9 protein-coding genes and 1 tRNA gene are annotated in these 14075 nt (G+C 52.4%); 3 read left to right on the forward strand and 7 right to left on the reverse strand.

Annotation, left to right across the window (positions count from 1 at the left end):
* Nucleotides 1-59 precede the first annotated feature (59 nt).
* The 4 genes from OEZ10_13780 to uvrB all read right to left on the reverse strand — a co-directional run bounded on the left by OEZ10_13780 (nucleotide 60) and on the right by uvrB (nucleotide 5136).
* On the reverse strand, nucleotides 60-767 hold the full coding sequence (locus tag OEZ10_13780; protein ID MDH5634039.1) for an ATP-binding cassette domain-containing protein: 708 nt from the start codon (nucleotides 765-767) through the stop codon (nucleotides 60-62).
* Nucleotides 764-1540, reverse strand: a complete 777-nt coding sequence (locus OEZ10_13785; protein ID MDH5634040.1) for an ABC transporter permease — start codon at nucleotides 1538-1540, stop codon at nucleotides 764-766. The genes OEZ10_13780 and OEZ10_13785 overlap by 4 nt, the downstream gene beginning before the upstream one ends.
* A gap of 309 nt (nucleotides 1541-1849) precedes the next feature.
* Entirely contained in the window at nucleotides 1850-2770 is a 921-nt protein-coding gene (locus OEZ10_13790) for a phosphate ABC transporter substrate-binding protein (GenBank protein ID MDH5634041.1), read from the reverse strand.
* A 347-nt stretch (nucleotides 2771-3117) separates the two neighbouring features.
* Complete coding sequence (uvrB, locus tag OEZ10_13795) at nucleotides 3118-5136, reverse strand: excinuclease ABC subunit UvrB (protein ID MDH5634042.1); 2019 nt, start codon at nucleotides 5134-5136, stop codon at nucleotides 3118-3120.
* Nucleotides 5137-5213: 77 nt separating this feature from the next.
* Here uvrB and OEZ10_13800 point away from each other — a divergent pair, with 77 nt between their 5' ends.
* From OEZ10_13800 to OEZ10_13810, 3 genes are all read left to right on the forward strand, one after another.
* A complete protein-coding gene (locus OEZ10_13800; GenBank protein MDH5634043.1) occupies nucleotides 5214-6440 on the forward strand; it encodes a pyridoxal phosphate-dependent aminotransferase in 1227 nt (408 codons plus the stop codon).
* A 99-nt stretch (nucleotides 6441-6539) separates the two neighbouring features.
* Nucleotides 6540-7151, forward strand: a complete 612-nt coding sequence (locus OEZ10_13805) for a GspH/FimT family pseudopilin (protein ID MDH5634044.1) — start codon at nucleotides 6540-6542, stop codon at nucleotides 7149-7151.
* A 61-nt stretch (nucleotides 7152-7212) separates the two neighbouring features.
* Nucleotides 7213-7288 (forward strand) — tRNA-Asn (locus tag OEZ10_13810).
* Nucleotides 7289-8853: 1565 nt separating this feature from the next.
* On the opposite strand, the gene OEZ10_13815 is transcribed toward OEZ10_13810, so the two are convergent.
* From OEZ10_13815 to OEZ10_13825, 3 genes are all read right to left on the reverse strand, one after another.
* Nucleotides 8854-9318, reverse strand: a complete 465-nt coding sequence (locus OEZ10_13815) for a hypothetical protein (GenBank protein ID MDH5634045.1) — start codon at nucleotides 9316-9318, stop codon at nucleotides 8854-8856.
* A 207-nt stretch (nucleotides 9319-9525) separates the two neighbouring features.
* Complete coding sequence (locus OEZ10_13820) at nucleotides 9526-10521, reverse strand: tyrosine-type recombinase/integrase (protein MDH5634046.1); 996 nt, start codon at nucleotides 10519-10521, stop codon at nucleotides 9526-9528.
* Between the two features lie 403 nt (nucleotides 10522-10924).
* Nucleotides 10925-14002 carry a CHC2 zinc finger domain-containing protein gene (locus OEZ10_13825; protein ID MDH5634047.1) on the reverse strand — a complete coding sequence of 1026 codons (3078 nt, stop codon included), beginning with the start codon at nucleotides 14000-14002 and terminating at the stop codon, nucleotides 10925-10927.
* Between the last annotated feature and the right edge of the window lie 73 nt (nucleotides 14003-14075).

A 14075-nucleotide genomic window follows, 5' to 3' on the forward strand; every position in this document is an offset into this window, starting at 1 on the left:
AGTTCCGCTGATCACGCTGTTTCAAAATGGAAGGCCCGTAACTAGTATCCTTATGCTTGTTATTGGGCCATATATTCCCTGTATTCTTCTGTCACCTCTTTTGGTGCACCTGTGCGATATATTTTCCCATCGCGAATCCATATTATGCGATCACAAATCTTATTAACTTGGGCAATATTATGGGAGACGAAAACCACTGTTTGACCGGAATTCAGCTTGTTGGTCATAACCTGTTCTGCTTTTGCCCGGAATTTCGCATCACCCACACTAAGCACTTCATCTATAAACAATACGTCTACGCTGTTTATTATAGCGAGTGCGAAACCCAGCCTGGCTCGCATTCCGGCAGAATACGTCCGTACTGGCTGATCAAAAAATTCTCCTAATTCGGTAAATTCATGCATTTCATCCATTTTCTGTAGAGCGACTTTTTTGTTGACGCCCTGCAACATGCTGCTAATTAGTGCATTATCGCGCCCCGATAGCTCCTGGCGGAATCCCAATCCAAGCGTTAACAACGAGCGCGTGATATTCGGGTTACAGTGAACGATTCCTGTGCTGGCAGGTACAATGCCTGCGAGAACACGAAGAAGTGTGCTTTTCCCGCAGCCATTGCGTCCAATCACCCCCAGCACCTCGGACTGATTGATATGGAATGATATGTCATCAAGAGCAATATGCTCAAATACAGTAGACCATCCTCTCTTATTGGTGTATTTGATACTCAAGTTGTTGACAGTCATTATGTGGTTTGATGTGCCACTCATAACGCTAAGACCCGCGCAGCAAGTTGCTTGCTGTATCTGCCGAACACCAAATGCAGCAATGCCAACAAGACCAATGACGCAAAACCTATCGCCAGCAGGTGCTCTAAGTCTATTACACCATGGTCTACCAGAACCTTTCTGTATGAATCAATAAAGAAAGCCACAGGGTTAAAGAGAAACAAAAGTGCACGCTTGTTTGGATCTGCAATATCGTTAATGTCCCAGAAAATTCCCGATGTGAACATTAAAAACATCATACCCATGCTAATAATCATCCTGATATCAGCCACGTAACTTACCAGGAATGCGCCAATCAGGGCGCAACATAATATAAAGAGAAACTGAACAACAAATACAGGAATTAGCCAGAACCAGCTCAAGTCAGGGTAATATCCATGGAGCGCAACCAACATCAGCATGACCAGAAACACTACCCACTCCTTGTACAGGGCCCCAAAAACGGAAACATATGGAAATAGTGTTTTCGGTAGATCAATCTGGCTAATCAGGCCCCTGTTCTCGACAATGCTGTTTGAAGCCAGCGTTACACTTTTTGAAAACCACAAGAACGGGATTTTACCAACAATCAAAAACACCAGAAAATCTTCCCTGCCTGATCGGAGAAATATATTAAATACCAGGTAGAAAACTGCTACATAAAGAAGCGGCTCAATGACCCACCATAAGTAACTAAGGTAAAGTCTTGACGCTTCCGCCTTCAGGGCCATTCGCGCCTGTAAATCAACCAATGAGAAGAAATGTATTTTTTTCAATCTATGACTTATTTCAATGCGTGATTAATTATACAGCCCTCCCTTGTACATGAACCTCGATCGTGAAACTTAACGTATGTACTGGGTAGCCAAACACCATTTGCCCGGCATGCCTCTTTCGGCTTTAGGTATTTACCGGATATTTGTATAGTTTACACGTTGAGTGCCGAGGTTGGCTAGTCAAAGCATTCTTCATGGGTCAACCTGGCATTAGTCGAATGCCCGGCTGCTAAATGAGGTTCAATTTAACCCGGCACCAATGCACATTCTCGAAGTGCCGGTTGAATTGACTGCAGATTGTGCTGAGATTTACAGCTTCAACCCCTGCTCCTGGGCCTTGCGCACCTGGGCGAGATATTTCAGCCAGAGATCGATGGCATCACCGTACGGGACGGTGCCGGCCTTGCGCATGATGTCCTTGGCTTCGTCGCTGTGGGCGAATTCCATGAAACGCAGTACGTCCGGGTCACGATTCTGCAGGTGGGTCACCAGGTACAGCGGCCGGTAAAGCAGGTACTGGCCATTCCTGATATTTTCATAGCTGGGCTCCTTGCCTTCCAGTTGCAACAGCTTGACGTCCCGCTTTCGGGCACTGCTGATGCCGCTGATGGCGATGCCGTTGACCGCATTGCCCTCTATGGCTTTTTCGAGCGGGCCGGATGATTTAACAACGGTCGCCCGGCTCGTGAATTCTTTCTCATAATCACTGAAAATCAATTCCCGCACCGTGCGGCCAACACCGGAAATCTTGCCTTTTCGGACAAAAAGCTGAATCTCGGCATCATTGCCGCCAAGCTCTTTCCAGTTGCTAATCTTGCCATCATAGATATCCCGGACCTGGGCAAGCGTAATATTGTTGACCGGGTTGGATTTGTGCACCAGGACTACCAACGCATCCCACGCCACGGGATCCAGCCGAACCCGGCGCTCTTCGGGATTGGTGGACATGGTCTTGGGATCTTCCAGGGTGTGGCGACAGGCGCCGCCTACATCACGGGTTCGATTGGAAACTTCCCGGATACCCCGGGTCGCGCCGCCGCCTTTCAGGTCAATTTTTACCCCGGTACGTTGCTCAAAGGCTTTGGCCAATTCGCCCATGAATGCCTTTTTGGAGATACCGCAGCCGGCCCAGGTCAGTGACCCGTTTTCCGCTGTGACCGGTGACGACAATAAAACTAACGGGAACAATACCGCAGCAACAACGGCCTGCTTGATACAGGAAACATTCATCTCGGACTCCTCTTCCACCATGCCAGTGACAGTCAATAGTGTTCGCTGAAAACCCAAACCACCGATCTTCGGCTCCCAAGCATCGTGTTGGCTATTTAACGATTTTCGTAATTTATATATTTTTTATATGTTTTATATAATCATACTAATACAGCTATACGCGCACCTTAATTTCAATGTAGTCATGCTTCAGATAAACGTCTAGCTACATTAAAGGCACGAACTATCCGGTAACTCAGGCGCCGTAACGGGTAAAAGATAGTTTGCGCTTTATTAGACGGCGGTCTTCAGGAATATATTCCAGAGAATGCAATGAATCTTTTTATGAAAAGGGATGCATGGAAGGTCTAACAAAACGTACGCATCTCCAGGGATTTGATTTTATCGCGAATTTCTGCAGCTTTTTCAAACTCCAGGTTCTGAGCATGTTTGAACATTTCTTTTTCAAGTTGCTCCAGAACCTTACCGAGCTTGCCCGGGGTTAAGGTTTCGTATTCTTCAGGCATCTCGGCGACCTTAACCCGGGTTCGCAGGTTACCGGATTTTTTGGACGGCGCGGGAGCGGTTACGCCATCAATAATATCGCGCACAGCTTTTTTGACTCCTTCTGGCGTGATGCCGTGAGCCTTGTTATGCGCAACCTGTTTTTCCCGGCGGCGACTGGTCTCATCCAGCGCCTGGCGCATGGAGTTGGTAATGCGATCAGCATAAAGAATGGCCATGCCATTGAGATTGCGCGCCGCGCGCCCGATAGTCTGGATAAGAGAACGGACCGATCGCAGGAAGCCCTCCTTGTCCGCATCCAGTATGGCTACCAATGAAACCTCGGGAATATCCAGGCCTTCACGCAAAAGGTTGATGCCTACCAGCACATCAAACTCCCCAGCTCGCAAGTCGCGCAGAATCTCTACCCGCTCGACTGTATCAATGTCTGAATGCAGGTAGCGCACCCTGACGCCGTTATCTGAATAGTATTCAGTCAAGTCTTCAGCCATGCGCTTGGTCAATGTGGTCACCAGTACACGTTCATCTTTTTGTACGCGCTTGCGGATCTCGGAAAGCAGGTCATCCACCTGCGTGCCCACCGGTCGTATCTCCACTTCCGGGTCCACCAGGCCGGTTGGGCGAACCAGTTGTTCAACAACCACGCCATGAGTGTGTTCGAGCTCATAGGGCCCCGGTGTCGCCGAGACAAAGATTGTCTGCGGCAACAACTTTTCAAATTCTTCGAATTGCAAAGGGCGGTTATCCAGGGCTGATGGCAATCGAAATCCATATTCAACCAAGGTCTCCTTGCGTGACCGGTCGCCCTTGTACATGGCGCCGATCTGGGGAACGGTCACATGACTCTCATCTATAACCATGATCGCATCATCAGGAAGATAATCGATCAGTGTCGGCGGTGCTTCGCCCTGTGCACGACCGGATAAATGACGCGAGTAGTTTTCGATACCGTTGCAGTACCCCAGTTCCTGCATCATTTCCATGTCGTACTGGACGCGCTGCTCCAGGCGTTGGGCCTCTACCAGCTTGTCGTTATCCCTGAGTTCGGCAAGTCGCACCTTGAGTTCATCACGAATATGTTCCACGGCAGCAAGTACTTTCTCCCTTGGCGTCACATAATGACTCTTGGGGTAGATGGTCGTACGGGTCATGCGTTGATTGATCTCGCCCGTAAGCGGATCAAACTCGGCGAGGTTGTCGATCTCATCGCCAAATAACTCGATGCGCACCGCCAGCCGCTCCGATTCCGCCGGGAAAATATCTATCACGTCGCCGCGCACCCGGAACGTTCCCCGGCGCAGCTCGACATCATTGCGCGTGTACTGCAACTCGGCCAGGCGCTTGAGTATGGCGCGCTGGTCCATCAGGTCACCTTGCTTCAGGTGCAGAATCATGCCGTGATAGGCGGCCGGGTCACCGAGGCCATAGATGGCTGACACCGTGGCGACAATGATCGTATCGCGCCTCTCGAGTATCGCCTTGGTGGCCGACAACCGCATTTGCTCGATATGGTCATTGACCGAGGCATCTTTTTCGATGAAGGTGTCAGACGACGGCACATACGCCTCAGGTTGATAGTAGTCGTAATAGGAAACGAAATACTCAACCGCATTGCCCGGGAAAAAGTCCCGCAATTCCGAGTACAGCTGCGCCGCCAGGGTTTTGTTGGGTGCCATCACAATGGTCGGCCGCTGCAGCGTGGCCGTTACATTGGCAACAGTAAAGGTCTTGCCGGAGCCTGTTACCCCGAGCAGCGTCTGAAATTGTTCGCCAGATTGCATTCCTGCGACCAGCTCACGTATCGCCTGTGGCTGGTCGCCCGAGGGCTGGTAGTCACTGGTCAGGCAAAATTCTTGGGTCATGATCTACCCGTTTTTTCAAAGGACAGGTATATTAGCGCCGAACAGTAACTCTGCCTACCGCACCCGGTGAAGACAGGATGGTGGCCCGGGCAATCACACGCGAGATCAAAAAGTTGAGCATCAGTCGTTTATCAGATCGCGTCCAGCGCATCAAACCATCGCCCACCCTGGCTGTTACCAATCGTGCACGTGAACTGCGCGCCGCCGGCAAGGATGTTATCGGCCTTGGCGCCGGTGAGCCGGACTTTGACACCCCGGAACACATCAAAACCGCTGCCATCAAGGCTATCCAGGACGGCTTTACCAAGTACACGGCGGTAGATGGCACGCCTCAGCTGAAGCAGGCGATTATCAACAAGTTCAAGCGTGATAACGGCCTCGACTTTGCTGCTGACCAGGTCCTGGTATCCGCCGGTGGCAAGCACAGTTTTTTCAATCTGGCCCAGGCGCTGTTAAATGAAGGTGACGAAGTTATTATTCCCGCGCCCTACTGGGTCTCCTACCCGGATATGGTACTGCTGGCCGATGCGGCGCCGGTGATCATTGAGGCCGGTATTGAGCAGCATTTTAAAATTACGCCTGCACAGCTGGAATCAGCCATTACGGCAAAAACCCGGCTGTTCGTGATCAACAGCCCATCCAATCCCACGGGTGTCGCTTATACACGCGCAGAACTGGTCGCCCTCGGCGATGTCCTGCGCAAGCACCCGGACATCGTCATCGCTACTGATGACATGTATGAGCACATACTCTGGACCGATGAGCCTTTCAGCAACATCGTCACTGTATGCCCGGACCTGCTGGACCGTACCATCGTCCTTAATGGCGTCTCCAAGGCCTACTCCATGACTGGCTGGCGCATCGGTTACGCGGCCGGTCCCAAGCCGCTCATGGCGGCCATGAAAAAAATCCAGTCGCAGAGCACGTCCAATCCGACATCAATCGCGCAGGTCGCGGCCGAGGCGGCGTTGAACGGCGACCAGGGTTGCATCGCGCCCATGCTTAAGGCGTTTAAAGAGCGCCATGACCACGTTGTCGCCCGGCTGAACGCGCTGGACGGCGTACACTGCCTGCCGGCTGATGGCACTTTTTACGCTTTCCCGGATTTCCGCAAGGTCATTGCCGCCAACCCCAACGTCAACAGCGATGTCGAGCTGGCCGAATACATTCTGAACGAGGCCGGTGTTGCCCTGGTGCCCGGTTCCGCGTTTGGCGCCGAAGGCTACCTCCGGTTGTCCTTTGCCACCAGCATGGAAAACCTGGACGCTGCACTGGACCGCATAGCCGACCTGCTCGGTCGCTAAGCACAAAAATCAAACGTGGCCGGATCAGGATAATCCGCCACGAGCCCGGGCTCGGATGCCCGGAACTACACAGCCAGCACACAATCAAGGAGGATTGTTATGCATGGAGTCTGTCAGACCCGCCAATGGCGGCGCATGTTTGTTGGTACGTCAAAATTTCGCACCAGGAAACCCTGTCACATCGGATTTAGCACGATTGAATTGCTGGTCACGCTCGCCGTTCTCAGTGTGATACTCGCCTCGGGGAGTGCCGGGTTCTCCCGTCTGCTGCGAAATCAAAAGCTGAGCATCTTGACCAACGACGTCATTACTTCGCTGCGTTTGGCCAGGTCTGCTGCCATTACGCGCAATGCGCCCGTCAGTCTCTGTCAGAGCGCCTCAGGGAGTGAATGCGAAAGAGCTGCGCAATGGGAGTACGGCTGGGTCACCTTTGTCGATACCAACGGCAACAAGCTGGCTGATCCTGGAGAAGACATCATCCAGCGACATGAGCCACTGGCACCCGGGTTACGCTTGCGCTGGCGAGCCTCGGGACACAGCAACTACTATGTAAGCTACCTGCCCGTCGGCAAAAGCAACAAGGCCGGCAGCTTCTGGCTGTGCGATTTTTCCGGGGCGGATCTCCTTGGCCGACGAATTGTAATGGCCAATACCGGAACAATCCGGGTCGAAGACGCGTCGGAAGCCGAGATCCTGACCAATTGCCCGTAAAACTTTGTGTTACGGCTTGACCACCCGCGGGGGCATCAGTACCATACGCGCGCTTTCCGATTCCCCGGTAGCTCAGTTGGTAGAGCAGGAGACTGTTAATCTCTTGGTCGGCGGTTCGAGTCCGTCCCGGGGAGCCATTTTCCACCAATATGAACCACAGTAGAGCCAAGCATCAGCTCCGGCACGTACTCCAATTCGGCCGGATTTTCACCATCTTCAGAATATTCGGCTGTGCCATCAATAAACAGTTTTATCTTTGTTACAAATTTCCGCATGAACGCATTGGCTAATTTTTTGGACCCGGTAAGCTGCTCCAGCATGGCCTCACGCAACTGAGAAACATGATCAAGAGTAACCGTTGTCTCCGGCGCTTTTTCTGCATCAAGCTCTTTTAGTGAAATTTCCAGCTTTTTAAGTCTCGCATTATTTGTCTGCAGGCGCTTGGTGAGATCGCCGAGGTTGGGAGCCAGTCGGCCATACTCTTCCAGCAGAGAAAACAGGTTACTGTTTTTGTGTTCGATATTTTCAATCTCTGTCACCAATTTGCGCCGCCGCTTGGCAACATCCTGGGCCCAGGATCCACACCTTTTATCCATCTCCCGGATGATTATTTTCAGCCTGTCTTCTGTAATCAGCTCCTCCAGCACAACATCCAGCAGCCATTGCTCTGTTTCATCCACCTTCAATCGATGCATAACGTGCTTTTTTTCATAGTACGCTGCACGACAAACATAGTAAGCATATACGCCTGATCTGCCTGATGCAGTTTGCACCATGATACTCGCGCCACAGTTACATGTGAGCAACCCAGCAAAAGCCCGGTTAGATTTTGCTGCGCCGGCATCCTCTTTGGTCTCGCTGTCCATAATGGATTGCACTGTGCTCCACAAGTTCAGAGGTATGATGGGCTCATGGCTATCAACAATAATCCATTCGCTTCTTGGTCGAAGCTTTTTTTTGTCACGCCGGCTGCGACGGCCAAAAACAATGCGGCCAATCACAGTATCATTCCGCAATAAGTTCAATACAGCCTTTTTCCGCCAACTGCGGCCTCTGTTCGTATAGCCGTGCTCGTTGAGATAGTGAGATATACCTAGCGCCCCCAGGCGATCCACTGCTTTCAGTTTGAAAATCAGCTGCACCACTTCCGCCTCCTCCGGCAGTGGTTTCAGTATTTTTCTTTTCTCATTATCCGGGTGAGGCATGGCCTTGAAGCCATACGGTGTGGCGCCACCGTTAAAGTATCCTGACCTGGCATTCGAGATCATTGATCGTGTGGTATCGGCTGAGGTTTGCAATGATTTTGCCTCATCAACGATTTCCAAAAAGCCATCCATCATGCGGCCAATATCGGTCTCTCGATCAACAGACTGCGCTATATAGATCAGCTTTGTGCCGTTTTCGTCCAGGCGCTTTTTATAAATAACCGCATCGAACCGGTTGCGCGCGAATCGGGAGCTTGACCATACAATGAGATAATTGATCTCCATGATCTCGCAGTACTCAATTGCATCAAGGAAAGACTGCCGGCCAGTAGCCGATGAAAACGCAGATTTACCCTCATCCACAAATTCCTTGATAACATCGGCCTCCAGCTCTTCGGCCTTCTTTCTGCCGGCATCAAGCTGAGCAGGCAGGGAAACATCCTTTTCCACCTGCTTCTGGTCAGAGACTCGCGCATATATCACTGCGGTTTTCATTGTTACCTATTACCACCTTCTATGATTCTTTTGATGTGACGCACCGACCTGGTATCACGTAGCTTTTTGTTGATTGTCGCCCTAATCTCCTCCGGGGATTTTCCTGCGCTGGCGAGATCCATGATCATCTGATCGCGCACGTATTTCTTGAACCGGCTAAACCTGGGCATCGCGCTCAATGCTGTTGTTGCTGTTTCATCATCCATGATCGCCCAGGAAAAAATGAATTCATCAAAGCCGACTATAGTGGCGATGGCCAGCCAGGCATCGCTCAGGCCGAGCTTGCGCAGTATGTCCAGGCGCGGATCGGTCGCGCCGCGGTAGGCGGGTTTTGAAATATTGCATATATCCAGGTACCCACCCCCCTCCAGGGCGAGGGGCATATACTCATGCCGACCCCCCACCCTCTGCACCTGGTCAGTCATTCCGTGTTTTGAATTGCGCTTTTCACTATTCATGGCACTCATAACTCATTGATCCTGTTAGTTGGTGGATGGGCTGAATTGCGCTTTTTGTCATAAGGCGCAATTCGTTAGTGTTTTGTTTTTGGCCGTATTTAGGGCGAGTTCCGGACAGTGCGCAGCACCCTGCAAACACCGAGCAAGTGCCATGGTTCAGCCTCAGCAAAGTGGAGTTCCGTGCACCAAATGAACCCGCAAACACGTGTGCGCTGATCATTTCAGAGCCTCCAGCAGTGCAGTGGTGGGCGTGTTGATCTTTCCTAGTGGATTGGCTGCGTCGATGATGGCGCGGAGCTTACGGTGGGCGATGTGGCTGTATATCACCGAGGTCTTGGGATCCTCGTGACCGAGCAGCACCTGGCGCAGATCAATACCCACATCCTCCTCGGCCAGCTCAGCACCAAACAAGTGGCGCAGGGCATGCGGGTGCATCTGATCTTTCGGTATGCCGGCAGCCTCACCGTAGTGCTGGATCCTGTCCTGGGCGCTGCGCTGTGACAGCCGGCGCGCTTCTCCATGATATTCGTGCGCAGCTGTCAGCCTGTTCCTGGTGCTGACAAACAGCACCTGGTCACCATTGGGCAGTGATCGATCAATGCCATCAAGCTCAGGGTGATTGAGGTATGCATGCAGTATTAACCTGGTCTCATGCGGTGCCGGTACCAGGCGCTCCTTTTTACCCTTCTCTCTGAATCTGATCACCAGGTGCTGGCCGGCCTGGTCTGAGTAGCTGATCAGATCCGACTGATTGAGGCCGACCACACCACTGACACGTGGGCCGCAGCCGGCCATGATCATCATGATGGTGAGATCTCGTACACCAATAAACGTTTCCAGGTCAGGCTGGCGCAGGATCTGCTCAAGGGCTGACAAACTCATCGCGATTGGTAGCTTTTTTCCGGCCTTCGGGTATGGCATCGCCGCGGCCGGGTTGGTCGATATCTCGCGGCGCTTATACAGCCATTCATAAAAACCACGGATCGCGGCAACCATGGTGCGCCTGGTGCTCGCTGCCATCTTGCGTTCGAAAGCATCGATGCCGGCAAACTGCAGCAGATCCTCCAGATTGGCCATGCGCAGGGTTTTGCCTTTCACTTTTAAAGCAGCGGCGAGCTGGTTCAGATACCGGCCATATTTATCGCACGTCGCCACACTGCGGCCGTTATTGAATTCCATCCAGCTCAAATATTCGTCAACCAATGTGCTCATCACTTGCACCCGGGGCACCCAAATGGCGCAACCTGTTGAATTTGATAATAAAAAACAGGGTGCAACCTGCTGCACCTCATGCACCCTTCACTTCCACTTTTTACAATTTTCTCTTTCATTTCAATGCCTTAAATGGGTGGAAGTGAATTTGAAACATTGACCACTTGCACCCAACTTGCACCCGGGGCACCCAACTTGCACCCTCACTTGCACCCATAATTCAGAATTAAAAAAATATTATTTATCAATAAGTTATATATAAAACACCTGCCTCAGGGTGCTCCGGGTGCAAGTGTTTCAACAAATACCCGCCTCTATTTCCCGATTTCATGACAAAAAAATTAAGAAACCCTCATAAGTCATTGAAAAATAGCGCGCGCGACCTGTTGCGCCTTCGGCGCGTTTATTCGTCACGCCAGCTGAATTCTGCATAGCGGGTGCCGTGTATCACTTTCCGGTGGGTCACTTTCCACCCGGCCGCCTCAATCGTGTGCAGCTCGTTATTGATGCGCACACCCAGCTGCTTGGCATTCTGGAATGGCACCTTGATGCCGTACTCGCGTCCGTATCGCTGCATCATGGCCAGCAGCTCCCCTGTCGAAGCCAGGAACCAATACACCTGGCGGCCGGTGTTATCGCCCGCCTCATCCTTGATGGCCTCTCGCTCGACCTCCATGCCCATCATGCTGCACCAGACTTTGTTATCTGCGGCCTCAGCCTGGCGCGAGAAGTCGATCAGGAACACACGGCGCAGGCCTTCCAGCAGCTGCAGCACGGCGTTGGTGCCCTGCTCACTCTGTTTCGCATGGGTGTCCTGGTAGCGGATCCACTCATCCAACAGCACAAACTCCGGCGCACGGTCGCCGGCATCAATTTTCAGCTCCTCAGGCAATGGGATGTATTTGAGCAGCGCTTTGGCGAGAAGTGTCAGCAAAGCCATGAATTCTGATGTGCGATCCTTGGAGAATTGCCGATGCTGCTCCCGGATATACTTTATATACGTCTCACGCTTCGCCAGATCCGGCAGAACGTCATCTGCCAGCACCTGCAGCCATGCGCTCATGATTTCGTTGCGGCGCCCCAGCAGCTTCATGCTGGTGCTGGTTTCCACGAATTCATTGTTTTGGAACCGTTTGGAAAATTCGATGATATAGGTGCGGTTGATCAGTTCAGGCTTCGAAAACGGCTCAATGGCGGTGATACAGACCAGGCAGGCCAGCTTTTCGGCGGTAATGCCGCTCTCCGTGCCGTGTTTGCGCTTGATGTTGGTCGCCCCTGTTGCCGCCAGCAGCAGGAAATTGAGCGATTGCTTGTTGATATCATCGGTTTCCAGGTTGTCCTTGATGATCAGCGGCTCAGTGGATCCCATCGAATAATCGCCGGCCGTACTGGACCGGCCGACCATATCGGCACCATAAAGCAACAGTGAGCAAAAGCGCGCGGCCGTAGTCTTGCCGCTGCCGCTGCCGCCTTCCATTTTCATCAGCGGCCGGGTCTGAGTAATCGGCAGCAGGTAGGCAGCCAATGTCCATGCCATCACCAGGTAGCGCTGGGCCGGTTCGCAGGTGAGCACATCAAAAAACAACGCTTTGAGATCGCGCATGCCGGCGGCCACATTCACCTCGGAATCAAAAACAAATTCCTTCATCTGGCTGGACTCAGCCAGCAGCACCGCATGCGGATTGGTGCCATTTTCCATCAGCTCGGTGTTGTTGGCCGACAGCTTCATGATCCTGTTGGCGGGATCTTTCAGATTCAGATAAACAGTCGGGCCGGTGCCATCATCGAGCATGTGCACCCAGGAGAAGGCCTCCAGCCGATCGCCACGGTTATAGCAAAGCGATTTGATCTCAGCGTTGACAAACTTGGCCAGCTGCTGCGTGCTGTTCAGCTGCGCCTCTTTGTGCAGCAATGCCTCCCAGGCGGTATTGCCGCCAATGCTGTAGATCTTGTGATGGTAGAAGAGATGTAATATGTCATTAGACACAAAAAACTTGCCATGGCTTTTGAAGTGATCCCAAATGCACTTGGCCACCTCGCGCATAAACCCCTCAGGCAGCTTTGACCGGTTTGCGCCGACATTCCACTTCTCTTCTATGTCTTCGATTTGATCGAGTAAGCCATAGCCTGTTTTGATGTTTTCCAGCACGGCATCGCGCGAGAAACCGATCTTTTGCATCTCCAGCACAATGGCATCACGCTGCAGGTCCGCCACCAGGCCCAGCAGCTCAAAATAGCTGATCTCTTCCAGGTGGTTTAGTGTCGCGCTGGCGTCATCTCTCACATCCGGCGGCAGCACCTTGAGCTCCCACAGCAAAGGATGATGCGCCTTTTTGATGATCGACTGGATGCGCTTCGGCGCGGTGTCCTTGTCCTTTTGTATCCAGTCATCAGGATCTTCGCCTGGCGTCATCCAGGCGCTGGCCACGGATACCTTGCAATCCGGCTGGCGCAGCAAATGGTTGTAGAGTTTTCGTGTGTACTTGATGCCGGCCGGCGGCTGGCCATTGGTGCCATACTTGGTATCATAGTCAAACCAGATAATAAAATGCTTGCCGTTGGAGTGCGTCAGCAGCCATTGAATCTGTTGCTCACTCAGCTGGCCGAGTGTAGCCATAACATTGCGGATGCCCACATCCAGGAAGCTGGCAAGATCATTCTCACCCTCAACCAGGATCACGGTGTCATGGTGTATCGCGCGCTGGTTGCCCCATTGCAGGCCGTTCAGCCGGTTCTCCGTGCGCAGCTGGTAATCAATTTTCTTTCTCGGGTCCTTGATGGTGAAGTGGCCAATATCACCGAGCTCAGTGCGGTGCGGGTATATGAATACACCCGGCACAAAAAAATCTTTCCACTGCGGCGGCTGGCCATCCTTTTGGCGCTCAACATACAAACCAGCCTGGGTGATTTGATCCAGCGGTATGCCTTTTTTCTGCAGCGCCTCGGCCAGCTTGCCATCGGTAAAGCCGATCTCCATCGCGTCGATGGTTTTGTCATTGTGACCGCGGCCATCCGGTTTGGCAGTGGTTAAATAGGTCTTGCTCTCCGGTCGCTTGCTGAGCACGTCACGATAGTGCAGCACTGCGGCTTCGAGTACTGCCTGCAGCGGGTTAGGCCCGGCCGGCTCACTGCGCGGATCCTGTTGCGCCTTCGGCGCAGGTAGTGTCACACCAAAGGCATCGGCCACGGCGCGCAGCGCCTTGCCCTTGGGCAAGTTGTCATAGCGCTCCGCGAATGTGAACACGTCGCCGGTGGCATCGCAGGAGTAGCACTTGTATCCATCCAGCCGATCGCCCAGCACAGAAAAGCAATCATTGTGGCCGCAAAACGGGCAGGGATTAAAGCGCACCGTCTTGCCTGTGCGCTTGGGTGATATACCGCAGCGGCGCTCAATAAAATCAACCAGGTCGGCCCTATCCTTTACCTGCTGATATAATTTGTTGGTTTCAATGGTGCTGGTTTCGCTGTTCTCTTTGGCCATGATGATTGTCTTTATGTTACGGCTTCGGGTGCGCCTTTGTTATTCATTCGGGTGCCGCGTCTTATGCCTGGCT

It is taken from the genome of Gammaproteobacteria bacterium (assembly GCA_029880545.1).
Classification (GTDB): domain Bacteria; phylum Pseudomonadota; class Gammaproteobacteria; order Acidiferrobacterales; family SZUA-150; genus JAOUOD01.